Annotated in this window: 16 protein-coding genes, 5 tRNA genes and 1 riboswitch; of the genes, 12 read left to right on the forward strand and 9 right to left on the reverse strand. The window is 72.0% G+C overall.

Annotation, left to right across the window (positions count from 1 at the left end):
* Positions 1-13 precede the first annotated feature (13 nt).
* Together IG05_RS0138790 and IG05_RS0138795 are read right to left on the reverse strand one after the other, a co-directional pair.
* Positions 14-1,048, reverse strand: coding sequence for a M23 family metallopeptidase (locus IG05_RS0138790; protein WP_030348827.1), 1,035 nt, complete (start codon positions 1,046-1,048; stop codon positions 14-16).
* Positions 1,049-1,055: 7 nt separating this feature from the next.
* A riboswitch (cyclic di-AMP (ydaO/yuaA leader) is annotated at positions 1,056-1,224 on the reverse strand.
* A gap of 263 nt (positions 1,225-1,487) precedes the next feature.
* Complete coding sequence (locus tag IG05_RS0138795; RefSeq protein ID WP_030348828.1) at positions 1,488-2,657, reverse strand: PP2C family protein-serine/threonine phosphatase; 1,170 nt, start codon at positions 2,655-2,657, stop codon at positions 1,488-1,490.
* A gap of 136 nt (positions 2,658-2,793) precedes the next feature.
* On the opposite strand from IG05_RS0138795, the gene IG05_RS0138800 reads away from it, so the two are divergent.
* A tRNA-Met gene (locus IG05_RS0138800) sits at positions 2,794-2,867 on the forward strand.
* A 93-nt stretch (positions 2,868-2,960) separates the two neighbouring features.
* Here the strand turns inward: IG05_RS0138800 and IG05_RS0138805 are convergent.
* The gene (locus IG05_RS0138805; protein ID WP_030348829.1) at positions 2,961-4,091 is read right to left on the reverse strand and encodes a dihydrofolate reductase family protein; all 1,131 of its coding nucleotides are present in this window, start codon (positions 4,089-4,091) and stop codon (positions 2,961-2,963) included.
* Between the two features lie 94 nt (positions 4,092-4,185).
* On the opposite strand from IG05_RS0138805, the gene IG05_RS0138810 reads away from it, so the two are divergent.
* The 3 genes from IG05_RS0138810 to IG05_RS0138820 all read left to right on the forward strand — a co-directional run bounded on the left by IG05_RS0138810 (position 4,186) and on the right by IG05_RS0138820 (position 6,212).
* Complete coding sequence (locus IG05_RS0138810; protein ID WP_030348830.1) at positions 4,186-4,698, forward strand: MarR family winged helix-turn-helix transcriptional regulator; 513 nt, start codon at positions 4,186-4,188, stop codon at positions 4,696-4,698.
* An 83-nt stretch (positions 4,699-4,781) separates the two neighbouring features.
* Positions 4,782-5,408: a GTP cyclohydrolase II gene (locus tag IG05_RS0138815; RefSeq protein ID WP_030348831.1), complete on the forward strand. Its 627-nt coding sequence runs from the start codon at positions 4,782-4,784 to the stop codon at positions 5,406-5,408.
* A 204-nt stretch (positions 5,409-5,612) separates the two neighbouring features.
* Positions 5,613-6,212 carry a TetR/AcrR family transcriptional regulator gene (locus IG05_RS0138820; protein WP_030348832.1) on the forward strand — a complete coding sequence of 200 codons (600 nt, stop codon included), beginning with the start codon at positions 5,613-5,615 and terminating at the stop codon, positions 6,210-6,212.
* A gap of 15 nt (positions 6,213-6,227) precedes the next feature.
* Here IG05_RS0138820 and IG05_RS0138825 read toward each other — a convergent pair.
* From IG05_RS0138825 to IG05_RS0138845, 5 genes are all read right to left on the reverse strand, one after another.
* Positions 6,228-6,300: transfer RNA gene (locus tag IG05_RS0138825), tRNA-Lys, on the reverse strand.
* Between the two features lie 99 nt (positions 6,301-6,399).
* Complete coding sequence (locus tag IG05_RS0138830) at positions 6,400-7,905, reverse strand: amino acid permease (protein ID WP_030348833.1); 1,506 nt, start codon at positions 7,903-7,905, stop codon at positions 6,400-6,402.
* Between the two features lie 137 nt (positions 7,906-8,042).
* Positions 8,043-10,217: a DEAD/DEAH box helicase gene (locus IG05_RS0138835; protein WP_030348834.1), complete on the reverse strand. Its 2,175-nt coding sequence runs from the start codon at positions 10,215-10,217 to the stop codon at positions 8,043-8,045.
* A gap of 215 nt (positions 10,218-10,432) precedes the next feature.
* On the reverse strand, positions 10,433-10,945 hold the full coding sequence (locus IG05_RS0138840) for a hypothetical protein (protein ID WP_030348835.1): 513 nt from the start codon (positions 10,943-10,945) through the stop codon (positions 10,433-10,435).
* 97 nt (positions 10,946-11,042) lie between these two features.
* Complete coding sequence (locus IG05_RS0138845) at positions 11,043-11,393, reverse strand: metallopeptidase family protein (RefSeq protein ID WP_030348836.1); 351 nt, start codon at positions 11,391-11,393, stop codon at positions 11,043-11,045.
* Between the two features lie 60 nt (positions 11,394-11,453).
* Between IG05_RS0138845 and IG05_RS0138850 the strand changes: the two genes are divergently transcribed.
* The 7 genes from IG05_RS0138850 to IG05_RS0138880 all read left to right on the forward strand — a co-directional run bounded on the left by IG05_RS0138850 (position 11,454) and on the right by IG05_RS0138880 (position 16,282).
* Positions 11,454-13,034 (forward strand): metallophosphoesterase family protein, encoded by a 1,581-nt coding sequence (locus IG05_RS0138850; protein WP_030348837.1) that lies wholly within the window; start codon positions 11,454-11,456, stop codon positions 13,032-13,034.
* An 80-nt stretch (positions 13,035-13,114) separates the two neighbouring features.
* Positions 13,115-13,187: transfer RNA gene (locus tag IG05_RS0138855), tRNA-Glu, on the forward strand.
* 36 nt (positions 13,188-13,223) lie between these two features.
* Positions 13,224-13,298, forward strand: a tRNA-Asp gene (locus tag IG05_RS0138860).
* Positions 13,299-13,322: 24 nt separating this feature from the next.
* Positions 13,323-13,396 (forward strand) — tRNA-Phe (locus IG05_RS0138865).
* A gap of 106 nt (positions 13,397-13,502) precedes the next feature.
* Positions 13,503-14,162: a hypothetical protein gene (locus tag IG05_RS0138870; RefSeq protein WP_030348838.1), complete on the forward strand. Its 660-nt coding sequence runs from the start codon at positions 13,503-13,505 to the stop codon at positions 14,160-14,162.
* Positions 14,163-14,257: 95 nt separating this feature from the next.
* Positions 14,258-15,880 (forward strand): hypothetical protein, encoded by a 1,623-nt coding sequence (locus IG05_RS0138875; protein WP_234336228.1) that lies wholly within the window; start codon positions 14,258-14,260, stop codon positions 15,878-15,880.
* Positions 15,881-15,952: 72 nt separating this feature from the next.
* The gene (locus IG05_RS0138880) at positions 15,953-16,282 is read left to right on the forward strand and encodes a hypothetical protein (protein WP_030348840.1); all 330 of its coding nucleotides are present in this window, start codon (positions 15,953-15,955) and stop codon (positions 16,280-16,282) included.
* Here the strand turns inward: IG05_RS0138880 and IG05_RS0138885 are convergent.
* Positions 16,279-17,337: a membrane protein gene (locus tag IG05_RS0138885; RefSeq protein WP_030348841.1), complete on the reverse strand. Its 1,059-nt coding sequence runs from the start codon at positions 17,335-17,337 to the stop codon at positions 16,279-16,281. The genes IG05_RS0138880 and IG05_RS0138885 overlap by 4 nt on opposite strands.
* Positions 17,338-17,425: 88 nt before the next feature.
* On the opposite strand from IG05_RS0138885, the gene hrpA reads away from it, so the two are divergent.
* Complete coding sequence (gene hrpA, locus IG05_RS0138890) at positions 17,426-21,370, forward strand: ATP-dependent RNA helicase HrpA (protein ID WP_030348842.1); 3,945 nt, start codon at positions 17,426-17,428, stop codon at positions 21,368-21,370.
* Positions 21,371-21,434: the final 64 nt, after the last annotated feature.

Here is a 21,434-nt window from a genome sequence, read left to right on the forward strand (position 1 = left end):
GCGGGACGGGACGTCAGGGGGTGAGGCCCTTGCCGCGCAGCCACGCCATGGGGTCGATCCCGGTGGGCTGGCCGCCGGGGTGGACCTCCAGGTGCAGGTGCGGGCCGGTGACGTTGCCGGTGGCGCCGACGCGGCCGATGACCTCGCCGGTGGAGACCTTCTGGCCGGCCTTGACGTTGATCGAGGACTGGTGGCAGAACCACAGCTCGGTGCCGTCGTCCAGGGTGAGGATCGTCCGGTAGCCGTAGGAGCCGGCCCAGCCCGCCTCGGTGATCGTGCCGCTGTGGACGGCCTTGATCAGGGTGCCGGTGGGGGCGGCGAAGTCCAGACCGGTGTGGTAGCCGGAGGACCACATCGAACCGGCCTGGCCGAAGGTCGAGGTGATCGTGTAGGAGGAGGTCGGCAGCGTGTACTGCTTGGCCAGCCGGGCCAGCCGCGCCTCCTCGGCCTTCTTCTCCGCGTCGGCCTTCGCCTTCTCCTTGGCCGCGGCGGCCTTGGCGGCGGCCTCCTTCTCGGCCTGGGCGGCGGCGTCGGCGGCCTGCTTCTCGGCGGCGGCGAGCGCGACGGCGGTGGCCTTGCTGTCGGCCTGGCCCTGCTGCTGCTCGGCCTGGGCCATGATCCGGTTGCGCAGGGCCTCGCCCGCGTCGGTGCCGTCCTCGGCGTCGGCGGTGGCCACGCCGACACTGCTGAGCGTGGTGGTGGCCTCGGCGGCCGGGGTGTCCCCGGAGCCCTCGTGGAAGAGGGAGCCGACGGAGGGCAGGTCGGGAAGGGAGATGGAGACCGGCGGCTTGCCGGTGTTGGCGCTGGCCATGCCGCCCGCGCCGACCGCGGCCATGACGCCGACGCCGAGGACGGTGGAGCTGCGCGCGAAGCCGCCGCGCTGCTTGGCGACGCGGTGCCGGCCACGGACCGGGGCGACGGACTCCTCGGTCGGGTTCCACTCCTCCCAGGTGCCCTCCTCGGCGCGGTAGGAGCCGTAACCGAAGGTCTCGGTCTCACGCTGGGCCGGTATGAACGGGGCTTCTGGGGCAGGCCGGTTGGACGCCACGCGGGCGTACTCCTTTCCTTCCTCCGCCTACCGGGTTAGCTGACGGGTTCGGAGCAGGAAGGTCTCCTACGCGCGTATACCGGTCGTGGACTCCATGAGTGCACGACGGCATTCGCGTGATTCACCCCAAGGTGGTGGTTCCCCGGTTCCCTCGCGGGATTCGGCGCGTGCGCACGGAGCCGCCTCTGGTGACGGCTGGGACGACCGCGCTGCGTTATCGAACGTTAATAGACCTGCCAGTCACTTTCCAAGCTGTTCGGCTTGATCGTTCCCGTCCTCACCGGCGCATTTATCGCCTGCTACCGCGCCAAACCGGGCGAGTTGACCGAACCTTGGAAAAGTTCAGCAGCCACTTCAGGTTTTGATGGTGACTCAGATGTTACGCGCAGGGCGCTCACCCGGTCACCGTCGGTGACGACCGTCCTGCCCGTCATGGCCGTCATGGCCGTCGTACGGCGAGCAGCGCCATGTCGTCGGTCATGCCGCCGCCGCAGTGCCGGCGGACCTCCGCGGCGAGCCGGCCGAGCAGCGCGGCCGGGCCGGGGAAGGTGTGCCCGGCGAGCCGCCGCCCGGGGTCGTAGAAGCGGCCGTGCGCGTCCCGGGCCTCCGAGAGGCCGTCGGTGTGGAAGAGCAGGGTGGCGCCGCCCGGGAAGCAGACCTCGGTGGCCCGGTCCGGCCACCGGCCCAGGTCGCCCATGCCCAGCGGCAGCGCGGGCTCGGCGGGGGCCAGGGTGCGCAGGGTGCCGTCGGCGTGCAGCAGCAGCGGCGGCGGATGGCCGCGGTTGACGATCCGTACGGGCCCGGCGCCGTGCGGGAGTTCGGCGAGTACCGCGGTGGTGAACCCCTCGAACGCGTCGATCCCGTCGCGCCGGGTGCCCTCACGGGCCAGCGCCCGCTCCAGCCGTTCGGCCACCTGTTCCAGCGTGGCCTCCTGCTCGGCCGCCTCCCGGAACGCGCCGATCACCACGGCGACGGCGGCCACCGCGCCCATGCCCTTGCCGCGCACGTCCCCGACGACCAGCCGGACGCCGTGCGGGCTGTCCTGCACCGCGTACAGGTCGCCGCCGATGAACGCGTCCCGCTGGGCCGCCTCGTAGCAGGCGGCGATCTCGAAGCCGCCGATCCGCGCGGCGGGCTCGGGCAGGACGGCCCGCTGGGCGGCCTCGGCGATCTCCCGGGCGGAGGCGAGCTGCCGGTCGCCGCGCCGGACCACCCGGTTGATGGCGGCCGCCAGCAGGGCGACCGTGGCCACGGTGGCCACGTCGGTGACGGTGCCCACGGTCGGGTGGGCACCGGCGTCGGTGTGCACGGCGTAGGCGGCGGCCAGGGCCGCGAGGCCGGTGAGCGCGGTGGTGCGCAGCGCGGACAGGGGCGCGGCGGCCAGCGGGGCGGCGGTGAAGAAAGGGACGGGGGTGAAGTCCTCCGGGGTGAGCAGGCCGTACAGCACCCCGCAGACGACGAGCAGCACGGGCAGCGCACGGGCCGGGCCGCGCGGCCCCGGGCGGCGGGGGACCCGCGCCGGCGCGGGTCCGGCGTCCGGTCCCGGGCCGGGCACGGGATCACCGGGAGGCCGGCCGCCCGCCCTGGCGTACGGGCTCTCCTCCACCATCCCTGGGCGCACCGCGTGTCTCCCACATGTCCGACGTACCTCCAGGTTTCCGGGCCCCGGGAGAGCGGGCGAGCCCGGTGGACCGAAAGGGGTGTGCGAGTGGTCCCGCGCATGGCGTACACTGGAGTCACAACGACGCGGGGTGGAGCAGCTCGGTAGCTCGCTGGGCTCATAACCCAGAGGTCGCAGGTTCAAATCCTGTCCCCGCTACTGAAGACTCAGGGCCCGGAATCCAGTGGATTCCGGGCCCTGAGTGTTTCCGGCGCCCGCCCGCCAGGGACCCCCTGACGGGCGGGCCGGCGCTCACGACAAGTGAGTGTTCGGCGCCTTGGCGAGCTCCTCCAGCTCGGGCAGCACCACGACCCGCGCACCCCCGGCGACCAGGACCCCCGTCCCGTCGGCCGCGTGGACGAACGTGTCAGGTTCACGCCATGCGGTGACGACCCTGCGCACCCCCGCCCGCAGGATCAGCTCCGCGCAGGGCGCCGGCCGGGACGCCCGCCGGGCGCACGGCTCCAGACTGCTGTACACCGTGGCGCCCGCGAGCCGGGGATCGGCCGGACCGGTCTTCGCGAGCGCCGCCTCCTCCGCGTGCACCACCGGATCGGCCCCCTCCCGCGAGTACCCGCGTGCCAGCTCCGTCCCGTCGGCGGCCACCACCACCGCCCCGACGCTGAACGCCGTCTCCGAGGGCGGGCACTGCGCGGCCAGCTCGCAGGCGGTGCGCAGCCAGTGGCGGTCCGCGGCGGTGGGCAGCGGGCCGGTGCCGGGGGCCGTCGGCACGTACCGCATGAGCACGACGTCCTCGATCCGGCCGGTGTCGAGCAGGCGCAGCCGGCCCGGCTGATAGGCCCCCGGGCCGAAGAGGCGGGGCGCCGCGGGATCGCCGACGAAGAGCGGGGCGAGGACCAGCTGGAGCTCGTCGGCCAGTTCCTGCTGGAGGAGCTGGGTGTGGACGGTGCCGCCGCCCTCGACCATCAGCCGGCCGACCCCGCGCACGTCGTGCAGGTGCTCCAGCAGGGCGCGCCAGTCCAGGGCGGGGCCGAGCGGGACGACGTCGGCGGTGCGCCCGAGGAGGCGGGCGGCCCGTTCGGCGCCGCGGTCGGTGGTGTAGACGAGCTTCTCGCCGCCGGTGTGCCAGAAATGGGCGGCCGGGTCGAGGTCGCCGGTGGCGGTGACGGTGACCTTCAGCGGGTACTCCGGCTCGCCCGCCGCCGTGCGGGCCGCGCGCCGCTCGGCCGAGTTGACCAGCAGGCGGGGGTTGTCGGCGCGGATCGTGCCGGCGCCGACGAGGATGGCGTCGACGGAGGCCCGTACCGCGTCGACCCGGTCGAAGTCGGCCGGGCTGGACAGCAGCAGCCGCTCGGGGCCGGTGTCGTCCAGGTAGCCGTCGAGGGAGACGGCGGCGGACAGCAGCACGTACGGCAGGGGCATCGGCGCGCACTCTTTTCCGGGGGCGGGGGGCTGGCAGGGCATGTAGGGCGCTGTTCGACTTGGTTCAAGTTTGAAACAAACCTACACTGGCGGCATGACGACCCGCTGGCTCACCCCGGAGGAACAGCGCGCCTGGCGCGCCTACATCGCCGCCTCCCGCCTCCTGGAGGACGCGATCGACCGGCAGCTCCAGCAGGAGGGCGGCATGCCGCACCTGTTCTACACGGTGCTGGCCAACCTCTCCGAGACCCCCGGGCGGCGGCTGCGCATGACCGACCTGGCCGAGACACTGAAGATCACCCGCAGCCGGCTGACGTACGCGGTGACCCGGCTGGAACGGGACGGCCTGGTGCGCCGGGAGAACTCCAGCCAGGACAAGCGCGGCTCGTTCGCGGTGCTGACGGACGAGGGGATGGCCGTACTGGAGCGTACGGCGCCCGGGCACGTCGAGACGGTGCGGGCCGCGCTGTTCGACCGGCTCACGCCGGAGCAGGTGGCGCAGCTGGAGGAGATCTGTACGGGCATCGCGCGCGGACTGCAGGACGCGGACGCGGGGTCCGGTGCGGGGGACCTCCCCTGGCGGCGCCGCTCGCCCTGCTCGCCGTAGCAGATTGCTTTAACTTTTAAGCAGATGTAGGGTCCCTGCGAAACACTGCTTCAAATCTGAAGCACCTGCCCGGAGGGACCCGCATGCCCGACATCCCCGCCGCCACCCCGCGCGCCCGCGTCCGGGTACCGCTGCGCTTCGCCGACGGCTACGGCGCCGACGCGGAACTCGTCACCTTCCACGGCCTCACCGACGGCCGGGAGCACCTCGCCCTCGTCCTCGGCGACCCCGGCCCGGTCCCGCTGGTGCGGCTGCACTCCGAGTGCCTGACCGGTGACGTCTTCGGCTCGGCCCGCTGCGACTGCGGCCCGCAGCTGCGGGAGGCCGTCGAGCGCATCGCGGCCCGCGGCGGCGTGCTGCTCTACCTCCGCCAGGAGGGCCGGGGCATCGGCCTCTACAACAAGCTCGACGCGTACGCCCTCCAGGACCAGGGCCTCGACACCTACGAGGCGAACGCCGCCCTCGGCCTCCCGGAGGACGCCCGCGACTACACGGCCGCCGCGCAGATGCTCACCGCCCTCGACGTCACCGAGCTGGACCTGCTGTCCAACAACCCCGACAAGGCCGGGCAGTTGCGCTCGCTGGGCCTCACCGTCCGGGACCGGGTACCGACCGGAGTCTTCCCCACGGCCCACAACGTCCGCTACCTCCGCGCGAAGGTCCTCCAGACCCAGCACACGCTGCCCCTGGCGGAACTGACGGCGGGTTGAGCCCCGGCCCCGGCGGCCCGGCACCGCTCAGGTCTGGCGGTGGGCCGGCTGCTCAGGGGCGGGGTGAGTGCCTTCCTGCGGAGGTACCGGGCGCCCCGGGCGTACCAGGCCCCCCGGCCCGCACCGGCACCCCTCGCACCACTGCACCCGTAGTACTCTGCCCGGAGTGACGACCCGATCCCAGCGCATCCGGAGCCGAGACCCATGGTGAGACGCAACGACCAGCGGCGCGCGGCACTCGTCGACGCGGCGATCGAGGTGCTGGCCCGGGAGGGCGCGCGGGGGCTGACGTTCCGGGCGGTGGACGCCGAGGCCGCCGTGCCCACCGGCACCGCGTCCAACTACTTCGGCAGCCGCGACGACCTGCTGACCCAGGCCGGCGCCCGCGTCTACGAGCGGCTCCAGCCCGACGAGGCGACCCTCGAACGGCACCGGACCGCCGACCGGGACCGGGACACCTACGCCGGGCTGATGCGCGAACTCGTCGGCCGCGTCGCCTCCTTCCGCACCGGCTACCTCGCCCTGCTGGAACTCCGCCTGGAGGCCACCCGCCGGCCGGCACTGCGCGCGATCCTCACCGAGCGCGTCCGCGCCGACCTCGCCGCCAACGTCGCCTACCACGAGTCCAGCGGCCTGCCCGGCGACGCCACGGCCGTCAAACTCCTCTACCTGGCCCTGAACTGGCTCATCGTCGAACAGCTCACCCTGCCCGAGGTCCTCACCGGACCGGAACGGGACGCCCTGGTGACGGCGGCGGTGGAGCGGCTCGTGACAACGGACGACCCCAGGCCGGACAAGCGCTGACCTGGGGTCTTGCGGTAGGCCGTGTGGGACTCGAACCCACAACCAAGGGATTAAAAGTCCCCTGCTCTGCCAATTGAGCTAACGGCCCGTGCGATGGTGCCTGTCCGAGCATAGCCGGACAGGGCCGTGTCGCCGATCGGGTATCGGTGACACGGCCGCGTCGGGGGTGACGGGATCGGGGGGATGGTTACTTTTCGGCCGGGATGGGGGCCGGGGCGGGGCGCCGGGCGAGGAACCAGTGGCGGGCCGAGGCCAGCCACCAGGTCGCGGCGAAGCCGAGGACGACCAGGACGGCCACCGGGGCGTAGTTGAAGGTCTTCCAGGTGACCGGGGAGACCTGGGGCAGCATGAAGAGGACCGTGATCAGCACGACCCAGGTCACCGAGACGATCCCGACGGCACCCGACCACCGGCCCAGGTGCCAGGGGCCGGGGGTGAACGCGCTGCCCTTGCGGACACGCAGGTAGGTCGGGATGACGTACGCGATGTACAGGCCGATGACCGCGATCGACGTCACCGCCGCGTAGGCCGTCGTGTTGATCAGGTACGGCAGGCCCAGGGCCAGCGCGCCCAGTGCGGCCAGCCAGACCGCCGCCACGGGGGTGCGGGTGCGGGGGCTGACCGTGTGCCAGACGCGGGAGAAGGGCAGCGCGCCGTCCCGGGAGAAGGCGTAGATCATGCGGCTGTTGGCGGTCACGGAGGCCATGCCGCAGAAGAGCTGGGCGCCGATCACCACCAGCAGCAGGAGCTTGCCGGCCGTGGCGCCGAGGGCGTCCATGAGGATCTGGGCGGGCGGGGCGCCGGTGGGGGACGCGAGTTCCCTGTCGTACGACTGGATGGCGAAGGTGAAGCCGAGGAGCAGGACGAAGCCGGCGATCCAGGAGGTCCAGATGGAGCGGACGATGCCCTTCGGGCCCGCGGTGGCCGCGTCGCGGGTCTCCTCCGTCATGTGGGCGGAGGCGTCGTAACCCGTGAAGGTGTACTGGGCCATCAGCAGCCCCAGCAGCACCACGTACGGCCCGTTGCCCCAGCCGGTCCTGTCGACGAAGTGCGTGAAGACGAAGGACGTCGACTGGTGGTGGTCGGGCACCAGGGCGAGCGCGGCGACGATCACCGCGACCCCGAGGACGTGCCACCACACGCTCACGCTGTTCAGGAACGCGACGATCCGCACGCCGAAGGTGTTCAGCAGGCCGTGCAGGACGAGGATCGCCGCGAACAGGGCCACCGTGCGGCCCGGGGTCACCTCGAAGCCGAACTGGAGGTTCAGCCAGGCGCCCAGGAAGGAGGCCGCGCCGAAGTCGATGCCCGCGGTCACCGCCACCTGGCCCAGCACGTTGAACCAGCCGGTGAACCACGCCCAGGCCGCCGCAGAACGCGGGGGCGCCAGGCGGTGGGCCCAGAAGTACAGGCCGGCCGAGGTCGGGTAGGCCGAGCAGATCTCGGCCATCGACAGGCCCACGAACAGGGTCATCAGGCCGACCGCGACCCAGCCCCAGGTGATCACGGCGGGGCCGCCCGTGGTCATGCCGAAGAGGTAGAGGGTCAGACAGCCGGACAGCACCGAGATGATCGTGAAGGAGACGGCGTAGTTCGAGAACGCCGACATTCGGCGGGCGAGGACCTGGGTGTAACCGAGCTGGGCCAGCCGTTCCTCGTCCGACGGTCCGGCCGCTCTCGGGTCATCTGTCATGCCCCCAGCAATTCCCTGTCCCGGGACGTGACATGCGCCACCCGTGTGACCGGATACCGGCCCCGGGCATGCGGAAGGGCCCGTACGAACGGTGTCGTACGGGCCCTTGCCTCACTGGCTCACTGCCTCACCAGGCGTCAGCCGTTGCGCTTCCAGCGCGGCTTGTCCTCGCGGCGGCCGAAGGAGCCGTTGCCACGGTGGTCGTCACGGCGGCCGTAGGGGCGCTCGTGGCCGCCGGAGCGGAAGCCCGGGCGGTCGTCGCGGCGGTCGCGGTTGAACGGGCGGTCGCTGCCCCGGTGGCCGCCGCGCTCGTCCCGGCGGAAGCCGCCCCGGTCGTCACGGCGCTCGAAGCCACGGGGGGCGCGGTCACGGTCGAACGGACGGCGCTCGCCCCGGTCACCCCGCTCGCCACGGTCGTCACGGCGCTCGAAACCACGGCCGCCCCGGTCGTCGCGACGGTCGTCACGGCGCTCGAAACCACGGCCACCGCGGTCGTCCCGGCGGTCGTCACGGCGCTCGAAACCACGGCCACCGCGGTCGTCCCGGCGGTCGTCACGACGCTCGAAACCACGGCCGCCCCGGTCGTCCCGGCGGTCGTCACGGCGCTCGAAACCACGGTCACGGTCGAACGGACGGCGCTCGCCCCGCTCGCCGCGGTCGTCACGGCGCTCGAAGCCACGGCCGCCCCGGTCGTCACGGCGGTCGTCACGGCGCTCGAAACCACGACGCTCCCGGCGCTCGTACGGCGCCGAAGCCGCCGGACGCTCCTCGCGCTCGGTCTCGCGCTCCACGGGCTCCTCGGCCACGGCGAGCTGCTCCGCCGCCGTCGCCTGAGCCTCGGCCACCGCGGCCTCCGGGTCGTCGCCGCGCTCGCGGGCGACCCGGGCGACCAGCCGGTCGGCCTCCTCGCGCAGCTCGGTCGCGCGGCGCTGCGCGCGCTCCAGCTGCTTGGTGAGCTGGGCGACCTCGCGCTCGGCCTGCTGGGCGGCATTGCCGGCGGACTCGGCCTGGACCTCGGTCATCGAGCGGGCGCCGGTGATCTCGGCGACCTCCGGGTCGAAGGCGGCACCGCCCTGGATGATGTGGCGGGCCGCGTCGACGCCGGCGTCCTCCATCAGGCGGAAGATCTGGCGCCGCTGGTGCGGCAGGGACAGCGAGACGACCGTGCCGGTCCGGCCCGCACGGGCGGTACGGCCGGCGCGGTGCAGGTAGTCCTTGTGGTCGCCGGCCGGGTCCACGTTCAGGACCAGGTCGATGCCGTCGACGTGGATGCCGCGCGCGGCGACGTCGGTGGCGACCAGGACGTTGACGTAACCGTCCTTGAAGTCGGCCAGGGTGCGGGTGCGCGCGCCCTGGGTCATGCCGCCGTGCAGCGCGTCGGACTTCACGCCGGCCTCGCGCAGCTGCTCGGCGACGCGGTCGGCGCCCAGCTGGGTGCGGACGAAGATGATCGTGCGGCCCTTGCGGGAGGCGATCGCGGCGGTGACCGGCGCCTTGTCCTTGGGCTTCACGATGAGGATGTGGTGCGACATGGTCGTCACCGCGCCCTGGGCCGCGTCCACCTCGTGCAGGACGGGCGCGTTCAGGTAGCGGTCGACCAGGGTCTTGATCTCGTTCTCCATCGTGGCGGAGAAGAGCATGCGCTGGCCGCCGGCCGGCACCTGGTCGAGCAGCTCGGTGACCTCGGGCAGGAAGCCCAGGTCGGACATCTGGTCGGCCTCGTCCAGGACGGTGATCTGCACGTCCTCAAGGGAGCAGGCGCCGCGGTTGATGATGTCGCGCAGCCGGCCGGGGGTGGCGACGAGGATGTCGACGCCGCGCTCCAGGGCGTAGATCTGGTTGCCCATGGAGGTGCCGCCGCAGACGACCTTCATCTTCAGGCCGAGGACGTCGCCGTACGGCTGGAGGGCGTCGGCGACCTGCATGGCCAGCTCGCGGGTCGGGGTGAGGATGACCGCGCGGGGCTTGTGCTTCTGCGTCCGGCCGCCGGCCAGCTGGGCCAGGGTCGGCAGGCCGAAGGAGAGGGTCTTGCCGGAGCCGGTGCGGCCACGGCCGAGGATGTCCTTGCCGGCCAGGGCGTCCGGGATGGTCGCGGCCTGGATCGGGAAGGGGGTCGTCACGCCGTTCTGCGCGAGCTTGCGCACGATGCCCTCGGGGAGGCCGAGGTCGGCGAAGGTGATCTGGGGGGACTGGGGGGTGGTGTCAGTGGCCTCGGGGGCCTCGGTGACCTCGGTCGTCACGTCGACGAATTCGTTCTCGAACTCGTTGTCGTTCTCGGACACGACGATCTGGTCAGTACTGGACACGGACATGCGAATGGGAAACCTTCCGGAGTCTCTTCGGCACGCGCCCGTCAACTCCGTGTTTCGCTCACGACCGCCTCAATGCGGTCCGCCACGGCAAAGGAGAGTACGCGCCACACGGCGCTCTCTGCGATGGCGCCGGGCAAATGGGATCAAACGATCTACCACCATACGCACCTCCCACCCCTGAAGGCAAACCGGTCCATGGAGACGCTGGTCACGCCCTACGCCGGCACCCCCGCCCGGGGCGCCGGCTCCCGCTGCACCAGCTGCGGCCCGGTCTCCTCGTGCGCCGACGAGGACGGCTCGGCCGACGGCGGCTCCGTGACGGGCGGCGGCGGAGTGGTGGCCGGCGGCTCGGGCGGGGCGGAGGTCACGGGAGGCGTCGGCTGGTCCCCGGTCGGCTCCGGGTCCCCGGGCTGGACGGTCCGGCCCGGCTCGGCCGGCGCGTGCGAGACGCTGCCCGCGGCCGACGGGGTGGCCGACGCCGAGGCCGGCTTGCCCTTCTTCGCCTTCCCGCCGTGCCCGTGCTTGCCGTCCCCCGCGCCGCCCCCCTCACGGGCGAGGCCGCCCACACCGGCCACCGGGACGCCGTCGGGGGCCTCGCCGCCGCGCCGGCCCGCCGGGTGGGAGGGCCGGGCCCGGCCCGCGTCGTCGCCCACGTTCACGCAGCCGGCGGCGGCGGTGACGGCCAGGACCGCGGCGGCGAGACGGACGGGTACGTACAAGGGGCGCACGGCGGCCACCTCCGGGGACAAGGAAAGAAGTCAACCTCCCCAACTCCCGCCGCCCACAAGAGGACACGCGAGCCGCCCGCATCGCCCCCGCCCCGGGTCACCCGTATCCGAGAGCGTGCAGCCGGGCGTCGTCGATACCGAAGTGGTGGGCGATCTCGTGCACGACGGTCACCTCGGTCTCGGCGACCACGTCCTCGCGGCTCTCGCACATCCGCAGCGTCGGCCCCCGGTAGACGGTGATCCGGTCCGGCAGCACACCCGCGTACCACTCGCCCCGGTCGGTCAGCGGGGTGCCCTCGTAGAGCCCGAGCAGCTCGGGATCGTCGGCGGGCGGTTCGTCCTCGACGAACACCGCGACGTTGTCCATCAGCCGTGTCAGCTCCGGCGGGATCCGGTCGAGCGCCTCGGCGACCAGTTCCTCGAACTCCTCGCGCGTCATCTCCAGCACAGGGCCATTGTCCGGTAACGGTGCCGCATATCCACCGTGGCGTCCGGGCATACGGCACCAATGGCCCGCGCCCCCCTCGCAGCCCTGAGCACCATGCCCGACCGGATCTCGCACCGCACCCGCCCGCTGCCCACCCTCGAACTCGCCGCCCGCCCCCGGCCCTGGCTGCGCGCCCTCGGCCTCACCGCGGTCGTCCTGGCCGGCGCCTGGCTGGGGCTGCTGATCGTCGGCAACGTCCGGGCCCCGGTCGGCCCGATGGACACGACGATGGCACTGCGCCCCTCCCTGAGCGGCGGAACGAAGATCAACGTGTCGCCGCTGGGCGCGCTCACCCTGGACAGCCACGCGGCCCCCGTCCGGCTGGACGTGAACGTCGACCAGCTCGACCCGCTGCGCTCGCAGGCGCTGGTGGACCACCCGGAGCGGATCTCCGGTCTGCAGGACGAGGTCGTCCGGGACGTGGAGCACGGCACGCTGGACCTGGCCGTGCGCTCGTGCGTCGCCGTGGTCTCCGGGGCCACCGCCCTGGGCCTCGCCGTCTACCGCCGCCCGCGCCGGGCGCTGGCCGCCGGCGGGCTGGCCCTGGCCCTGCTGGCCGCCTCGGGCGCGTCGGCGTACGCCACCTGGAACCCGAAGTCGGTCCTGGAGCCGAGGTTCTCCGGGCTGCTCAGCTCGGCGCCGTCCGTGGTGGGCAACGCCCGCAGCATCGTCACGGAATTCGACGTGTACCAGAAGGAGTTGGCGCGCCTGGTGACGAACGTGACGAAGCTCTACGACGTCACGTCCACGCTCCCGGCGTACCGGCCGGACCCCTCCACCATCCGGGTCCTGCACGTGTCGGACATCCACCTCAACCCGGCCGCCTGGAAGATCATCGGCTCACTGGTGAAGCAGTACCAGGTGAACGTGATCGTCGACTCCGGCGACACGATGGACCACGGCACGGCGGCGGAGAACGGCTTCCTGGACCCGGTCCGGGACCTGGGCCTGCCGTACGTCTGGGTGCGCGGCAACCATGACTCGCGGACCACCCAGCGCTACCTGGAGCGCATGAAGAACGTGCACGTCCTGGACGACGGCCGGGCCCGGACGGTGGCGGGCCTGCGGTTCGCGGGCATCGGCGATCCGCAGTTCACCCCCGACCGCTCGGCGGTGCCCGGCGGCGAGGCGTCCGAGCAGCTGGCGGGCGCCCGGCTGGCCAGTTCCCTGCACGACCAGCGGACGGCCGGCTCCCCGGTGGACGTGGCGGTCGCGCACGAGCCGACCGCCGCGCGGGAGACCGACGGCGAGGTGCCGCTGGTGCTGTGCGGGCACCTGCACCACGAAGGGACGGAGCTGCTGCCCTACGGCACCCGGCTGCGCATGGAGGGGTCGACCGGCGGCAGCGGGCTGCGTGCCGTGGAGCGCACGTACCCCGCCCCGATCGAGGCCTCGATCCTCTACTTCGACCGGGACAGCCACCGGCTGCAGGCTTGGGACGCGATCAGGCTGGGGGGTCTGGGGCTGACCACGGCCGAGGTCAGCCGCCATCTGGCGGACGAGAACCAGCCGGGCGGCCCGGGCGCCTCACGCTCCCCCTCGCCGGGGGCCACGAGCGCCTCGCACGCCCCCTCGCCGGCCGCCTCCGCCACCTCGCCGTAAACCGTTTTGGCGATACCCGCCGCCATCCCATATGCTTCTCACGTCCCCGACGCGCTGAAAAGCGCCCAGGCGGGCCGATAGCCCTCATCGTCTAGCGGCCTAGGACGCCGCCCTTTCAAGGCGGTAGCACGGGTTCGAATCCCGTTGGGGGCACGCAATACCGTGTGCGACACTGTTGCACACACGCTTGGTCCTGTGGAGCAGTTTGGAGTGCTCGCCACCCTGTCAAGGTGGAGGCCGCGGGTTCAAATCCCGTCAGGACCGCTGGTGTTTCACGTGAAACACCGTGGCTGGGTAGCTCAGTTGGTACGAGCGTCCGCCTGAAAAGCGGAAGGTCGCCGGTTCGACCCCGGCCCCAGCCACAGCCGCCCTCACCAGGGCAGAGGCCCTCTCCACGATCGTGGAGAGGGCCTCTTTCATACCCGCCGCACGAGCCATGCCCCCGGGACACCGACGGAGTACCGCCAGGTGAAGGCCCTACCCAGCATCGATCCGACTCTGCCGCTCGACTGGTATCCCGAGCGTGTCTGGTACACGTCCTACGGCTCCAACACGCACCTGGACCGGCTGGCCGCCTACCTCCGGGGCGGGTGCCCGCCCGGCGGGGCCGTGGCGTACCCGGGGTGCCGCGACCCCGCCATGCCGGCCCGGTCGATCCCCGTGGAGCTGACCGGTGCGATGTACTTCGCCACCAGGTCACCGGTGTGGGGAGGCGGGCGCGCCTTCTACGACCCGGCCGGGAACGGACGGGTGCTGGCCAGGGCGCACCTGGTGACCGCCGGCCAGTTCGCCGACATCGCCGCGCAGGAGATGTACCGGACGCCGGGTGCGGACCTCGACCTGGCGGACGTCCTCAGCCGGGGGCGCGCGGTGCTGGGCGAGGGCCGCTACGAGACGCTCGTCTGCGCCGGCCAGGTGGACGGCATGCCGGTCCTGACCTTCACGGCGCCGTGGGGGATGCACGACGTGCCGTGGATCCCGCCTTCCGCCGCCTACGTCCGCTTCCTGGCCGCTGGCCTGCTCTCCGCCGGCGCGTGGGACCTGGACGCGGTCGCCTCCTATGTCGCCGCCTGCCCCGGCGCCACGGACCACTGGTCACCGCAGGACATCGCCGCCCTCCTCGGCTAGCCCGCGAAGGTGGCCAGTACGATCAGGCCACATTTGGCGAGAACCCGCTCCCTCGGGGAGCGCGGCTCGCCCTACAGGGACCCTGAGGGGGGTACTTGAGACAGATCTCCAGAGGGCTGGTGACGGCCGGGGCCGTCCTGATCGCCACGCTCGCCCTCCCCGGCACCGCCCACGCCGCGGGCCCGACCGTCCGGGACGCCTACAGCGACCAGGCCGACTGGTCGGTCCTCGACGTACGCCTCAACTTCAGCGGCGAGGTCAGCAGGCTCGTCGCGAGGCTCCGTCCGGCCGGCAGCAGCGCGGCCGACGCGCCGGTGGCCACGATCACCGACTTCACCAAGCGGTACGAGTCCAGCTCGTGGGACGCCGTCTGGGCGTCCCAGCCGATCCACCTGGACGCCCTCGGCGACTACACGGTCGACGTGGAGGCCACCGACGGCTCCGGCGAGACCACCGTCGAGCAGAACGCGGGCACGCTGCACTACGCGAAGCAGCCCGTGTTCAGCGGTTTCGCCGTCACGCCCGGCGAGCCGGACATCGAGCACCAGACGGTCACGGCCGCCGGCGACATGGTCGTCCGCGACCCCGGCACCCGGGAGACCACGCCGCTGTCCGGGGCCACCGTGAACCTCTCGTTCGACGGGGGCGGCGCGCGGACGACCACCGTCACGGACGAGGCCGGGCACTTCGCCGTCCCGCACCGGCTGGAGCAGGCCGGCTGGATCTCCGCCGACTACGACGGCGGCCTGGGCTTCGCCGCCGCCGCTCCGGTCCAGGTCTGGCCGAAGGCCGCGCCCACCCGGATGGTCCTGGACCAGAGCGGCTTCCACGTCACCACCGGCCAGAAGGTCGCTGTCACCGGCACGCTCCAGTACCAGAGCGGTGCCGACTGGAAGCCGCTGTCCGGCATCCCGCTGGAGATGGACTACAAGGAGTGCAGCACCTGCAGCCCGGTCGGCGCGACGACCGACGCGAACGGCCGCTTCTCCTTCGTCCGGACGCCCTACGGATCCAAGAGCGTCTACGAGATCGCCTTCACGTCGTACACGCCGTTCGCGCAGCACAGCACGGCGGACGTCACCGTGGCGGTCACCGCGACGACGAAGTTCACCGGCTTCACCGCGTCGCTGGACAAGTACGCGCAGCTGAAGGTCACCGGCACGCTCGAACTGACCGGCCGTGACGTGAACGACCAGGCCGCCGTGGACATCCAGTACTCGCCGGACGGCAAGACCGGCTGGAGCACGAAGAAGACCGTGAAGGCCGGCTTCGGCTCCCAGTTCACCGCCGACAGGATCCCCGGCTACACGGACGGCTACTGGCGCCTGCGCTACGCCGGTTCCGGCACCAAGGACATCAAGGGCGCCACCAGCAGCAGCCTGCGCCGCAACCGCGCGCTCACGCGGATCAAGGACGCGGGCGCGTCCCCGGAGCCGGTGACCAAGGGCAGGACCATCACCGTCAAGGGCGTGCTCCAGGAGCGCGCGGTCGGCTCCGGCACGTGGAAGGCGTACGGCGCCAGGAAGGTGCAGATCCTCTTCCGGCCCAAGGGTGCGAAGAGCTGGTACCTGATGGCCACGGTCACCACGAAGAGCACCGGATCCTTCAGCAAGGGCTTCACGGCCCGGCAGGACGGCACCTGGGTGCCCGTCTTCCTGTACCCCGACAGCAGGCACTTCGTGGGCGACGGCGCGGAGGACTACGTCGACGTGCGGTGACGCCTTGGCACCACGCCCGGCCGGCGCTACGTTCAGGCGGGCCGCGCGTGGTGCGCGGGGGCGGGGGGAGACATGAGCCGGGACGAGGCCGGAGCCATCCGGGACACCGAATTGGAGAAGGACCGGGCCCGGTACGGGCTGCTCGCGGTCGTCGTCAGCAATCTGGCGGTCGCCGCGGTCGCGGTCGTCGGCGTGTGGCGGCTCGACGGGGACAAGGCGGTCGTCGTCGGCGTCCTCACCGCCGCGTTCACCGCCGTCAGCAGCACGACCACCGCCTACCTGGGCATCAAGGCCGTCTCCAACACCGCGAGGTCGATCGCCCTGGGCGACGGCCCGGCCCGCAGACACCCCGAGCCCGTCCCCCAGACCCCGCCCGCCCCGCCCGCGCAGCGCACCCCCTAGGACGCGGGCGCCTCCCCGGTCGGCCGGCCGCCGGGGTGGCGGTGCCGCCAGATCAGGAACACCGCGCAGGAGACGACCGTCCAGCCCGCCAGCACCAGGAACGGGAAGGCGTGCTGGTGGCCGCGGAAGTACACCGCGGTGTGCTGGGCGTTCACCGAGCCGCCGGGCGGCAGCCAGCGCCCGATCGTGCCGAGTGGCGACGGCAGCAGGGGCCAGGAGACGGCCCCGCCGGACGACGGATTGCCCAGCAGCACCATCAGACCCCAGGTCGGCAGCATGGCCCAGCGCCCGAGCAGGGTGTTGAACATCGTGAACACCATGCCCGAGGTGAACATCGTCAGGGCCAGGATCAGCCAGGACTCCGCGAACGGCAGCTTCAGCGCGCCCAGCAGCCAGTCCACCACCGCTGCGATCACGAAGCCGCCGAGCAGCGCGTAGGCGACGGTGAACGCGATCCGCTCCAGCGGGTTCAGGTCCCTCGCGTGCACGCTCAGCTGGATGGCGCCGACGAAACCGACGATCACCGCGGCGAGCGAGATGTAGAAGATCGCCAGGCCCCTCGGATCGCCCCGCTGGAGCGGCTTGAGGTCGCGGACCGTCACGGGGGTGCCGGTGGCCCTGCCGACCTTCACCGCCGTCTCGGCGAGCACCTGGGCGACCGCCGCGCCGGACGCCCCGGACACGTCCAGGGTGATCGTCCGGCCGCCTGCGGGCGCGTCGACCACCGCGAACACCCTCTGCTCGTCCACCGCCCGCACCGCGTCCCGGCGGCTGTCGTACGGGCGCAGCTTCAGGGAGGCGTGCAGCGCCTCTTCCATGCCGTCGAGGAAGCGCCGGGCGGCGGGCCGGTCGTGGTCGCCGGTCACCGCCGTGGGGATGCTGTGCGGGGTCGGGTTGGCCATGGCGTACGTGTACGACCCGGCGAAGAGACCCGCCGCGGCGGCGAGGATGAGGACGAGGACGGTGGCGGGCAGGAAGGGGGACTCCCGGAACGCCCTCCAGCGGTCCGCGTGGGACCGGGGACGGCCGTGCTCTCCGCGAGGCGAATCGGGCATGCGGCCCACGCTAGGTCATGCCGTGACATCCCGCCCCGGTTGAAATCGTTCGCGTGATTTTCCGCCGAGGTGAGATCCTGGATCCCGTATGTCTACGCATCCCGCCCCCGTCCTCGGCACCCTCGCCCCCCGTCTGACCGAGCTGTCGCTGCGCGACGCGCACCGGCTCGGGCGGCGGCTGGAGGGCGCGCGCAAGATCCGTAAGCCGGAGGCCCGTGCCGCCGTCCTCGCCGAGATCGACGGCGAGATCGACAAGGCCGCGGCCCGGATGGCCGAGCGCCGCTCCCGCGTGCCGGCCGTCACCTACCCCGAGCAGCTGCCGGTCAGCCAGAAGAAGGACGTGATCGCGGAGGCCATCCGCGATCACCAGGTCGTCATCGTGGCCGGTGAGACCGGTTCCGGAAAGACCACGCAGATCCCCAAGATCTGCCTGGAGCTGGGCCGGGGCGTGCGCGGCATGATCGGGCACACCCAGCCCCGCCGGATCGCCGCCCGGACCGTCGCCGAGCGGGTCGCGGAGGAGCTGCGCACGCCCCTCGGCGAGTCCGTCGGCTGGAAGGTCCGCTTCACCGACCAGGTGAACCCGGACGCCACCTTCATCAAGCTGATGACGGACGGCATCCTGCTCGCCGAGATCCAGACCGACCGCGAACTGCGCGCCTACGACACGATCATCATCGACGAGGCCCACGAGCGGTCCCTGAACATCGACTTCCTGCTGGGCTACCTCGCCCGGCTGCTGCCCAAGCGCCCGGACCTGAAGGTCGTCATCACCTCGGCGACCATCGACCCCGAGCGCTTCTCCCGGCACTTCGGCGACGCCCCGATCATCGAGGTGAGCGGTCGGACCTACCCGGTGGAGGTCCGCTACCGCCCCCTGCTGGAGGAGGAGTCGGACGACGCCGACCGCGACCAGATCACCGCCATCACCGAGGCCGTCGAGGAGCTGATGGCCGAGGGCCCGGGCGACATCCTGGTCTTCCTCTCCGGGGAGCGGGAGATCCGGGACACCGCGGACGCGCTGGAGAAGAAGAGGTACAGGTCCACCGAGGTGCTGCCGCTGTACGCCCGGCTCTCCCACGCCGAGCAGCACCGGGTGTTCCAGCAGCACACCGGACGCAGGATCGTTCTGGCGACCAACGTCGCCGAGACCTCGCTCACCGTCCCGGGCATCAAGTACGTCATCGACCCCGGCTTCGCCCGGATCAGCCGCTACAGCCACCGCACCAAGGTCCAGCGGCTGCCCATCGAGCCGGTCTCGCAGGCCAGCGCCAACCAGCGCAAGGGCCGCTGCGGCCGTACGTCCGACGGCATCTGCATCCGCCTGTACTCCGAGGAGGACTTCCTCGCCCGCCCGGAGTTCACGGACGCGGAGATCCTGCGGACGAACCTGGCCTCCGTCATCCTGCAGATGACCGCGGCCGGCCTCGGCGACATCGAGAAGTTCCCCTTCATCGACCCGCCGGACCACCGCAACATCCGCGACGGCGTGCAGCTGCTCCAGGAGCTGGGCGCGCTGGACCCGGCGCAGAAGGACCCGCGCAAGCGGCTGACGGACACCGGCCGGAAGCTGGCCCAGCTGCCGGTCGACCCGCGCCTGGCCCGGATGGTCCTGGAGGCCGACGGCAACGGCTGCGTCCGCGAGGTGATGGTCATCGCCGCCGCGCTGTCCATCCAGGACCCGCGCGAGCGCCCCGCCGACAAGCAGGCCCAGGCCGACCAGCAGCACGCCCGCTTCAAGGACGAGACCAGCGACTTCCTCGCCTACCTGAACCTGTGGCGGTACGTCCGCGAGCAGCAGAAGGAGCGGGGCTCGTCGTCCTTCCGCCGGATGTGCAAGCAGGAGTACCTGAACTTCCTGCGCATTCGCGAATGGCAGGACATCTACACCCAGCTGCGCACGGTCGCCAAGCAGATGGGCATCCACCTCGCCGAGGAGGATGCCCCGGCCGACCGCATCCACGTCTCACTCCTCGCCGGCCTCCTCTCCCACATCGGGATGAAGGACGTGAAGGACGGCAACAAGAACGAGTACCTGGGCGCCCGGAACGCCAAGTTCGCGATCTTCCCGGGCTCGGCGCTGTTCCGGAAGCAGCCGAAGTTCGTGATGTCGGCCGAGCTGGTGGAGACCAGCCGGCTCTGGGCCCGGGTCAACGCCAGGATCGAGCCGGAGTGGGTCGAGCCGCTCGCCGGGCACCTGCTCAAGCGGACGTACAGCGAACCGCACTGGGAGAAGGACCAGGCGGCCGTGATGGCGTACGAGAAGGTCACGCTGTACGGCGTCCCGATCGTCGCCCAGCGCAAGGTGAACTACGGCCGGATCGACCCCGAGGTCTCCCGCGAACTGTTCATCCGCAACGCGCTGGTGGAGGGCGACTGGCGCACGCACCACAAGTTCTTCGCCGACAACCGCAGACTGCTGAGCGAGGTCGAGGAGCTGGAGCACCGCGCCCGGCGCCGGGACATCGTGGTCGACGACGACACGCTCTTCGACTTCTACGACCAGCGGGTGCCCGAGCACGTCGTCTCCGGCGCCCACTTCGACTCCTGGTGGAAGCACAAGCGCCACGAGCAGCCGGACTTCCTGGACTTCGAGCGGGAGATGCTCATCCGGGAGTCCGCGGAGACGGTCACCAAGGCCGACTACCCAGACACCTGGCGGCAGGGGCAGCTCAAGTTCCGGGTGACCTACCAGTTCGAGCCCGGCGCGGACGCCGACGGCGTGACGGTCCACATCCCGCTCCAGGTCCTCAACCAGGTCACGGACGAGGGCTTCGACTGGCAGATCCCGGGCCTGCGCGAGGAGGTGGTGACGGAGCTGATCCGCTCGCTGCCCAAACCGATCCGCCGCCACTACGTACCGGCGCCGAACTACGCGAAGGCGTTCCTGGAGAAGGCGGTGCCCCTCCAGGAGCCGCTGACGGTCACGATGGCGCGCGAGCTGAAGCGGATGGTCGGTGTCCCGTTCGAGGCGGAGGACTTCGACTGGACGAAGCTCCCCGACCACCTGAAGATCACCTTCCGGATCGTCGACGAGCGGCGCCGCCAGCTGGCCGAGGACAAGGACCTGGAGGCGCTGAAGCTGCGCCTGAAGCCCAAGGCACGCCAGGCCCTGTCCCAGGCCGCGGCGGCGACCGCGTCCCGCGAGGGCGGGCAGTCCCTGGAGCGCAAGGGCCTGACGGACTGGACGATCGGCACCCTCACCCGGGTGTTCGAGACCCGCCGGGCCGGACAGCCGGTGAAGGCGTACCCGGCCCTCGTGGACGACGGCGACACGGTCTCGGTCCGCCTCTTCGACACCGAGGCGGAACAGGCCGAGGCCATGTGGAAGGGCACCCGCCGGCTGATCCTGCGCAACATCCCGGTGAACCCGGCGAAGTTCGCGTCCGACAAGCTGACGAACGCCCAGAAACTGGCGCTCTCCGCCAATCCGCACGGCTCGGTCCAGGCCCTGTTCGACGACTGCGCGATGGCCGCGGCGGACAAGCTGATCGGGGACTTCGGGGGGCCGGTGTGGGACGAGGAGTCGTACCGGAAGCTGTACGACAAGGTGCGCGCGGAGATCGTGGACACCACGGTGCGTACGGTCGCCCAGGTGCAGCAGGTGCTGGCCGCCTGGCAGGCCTGTGAGCGCCGGCTGAAGGCCGTGCGCAGCCCGGTGCTGCTGGCGAACCTCACGGACGTCCGCAAGCAGCTGGACGCCCTCGTGAAGCCCGGTTTCGTGACGTGGGCGGGCATACGGCGGCTGCCGGACCTGATGCGCTACCTGGTGGCCGCGGACCGGCGCCTGCAGCAGATGCCGACGAACGTCCAGCGGGACACCACCCGCATGGAGAAGGTCCACGAGATGCAGGACGAGTACGCCTGGCTCCTGGAACAGCTGCCGAAGGGGCGGCCGGTCCCCGCCTCGGTGCTGGAGATCCGCTGGATGATCGAGGAGCTGCGGGTGAGCTACTTCGCCCACGCGCTGGGCACGGCGTACCCGGTCTCGGACAAGCGGATCGTGAAGGCGATCGACGCGGCCGTTCCGTAACCGCCCGAGCACGGGGGGTGAGTTCGACCAGGACCCTCGCCCTCCTGTACAGTCCTTCTCGCAG

The organism is Streptomyces sp. NRRL S-1022 (assembly GCF_000720135.1).
GTDB lineage: Bacteria > Actinomycetota > Actinomycetes > Streptomycetales > Streptomycetaceae > Streptomyces.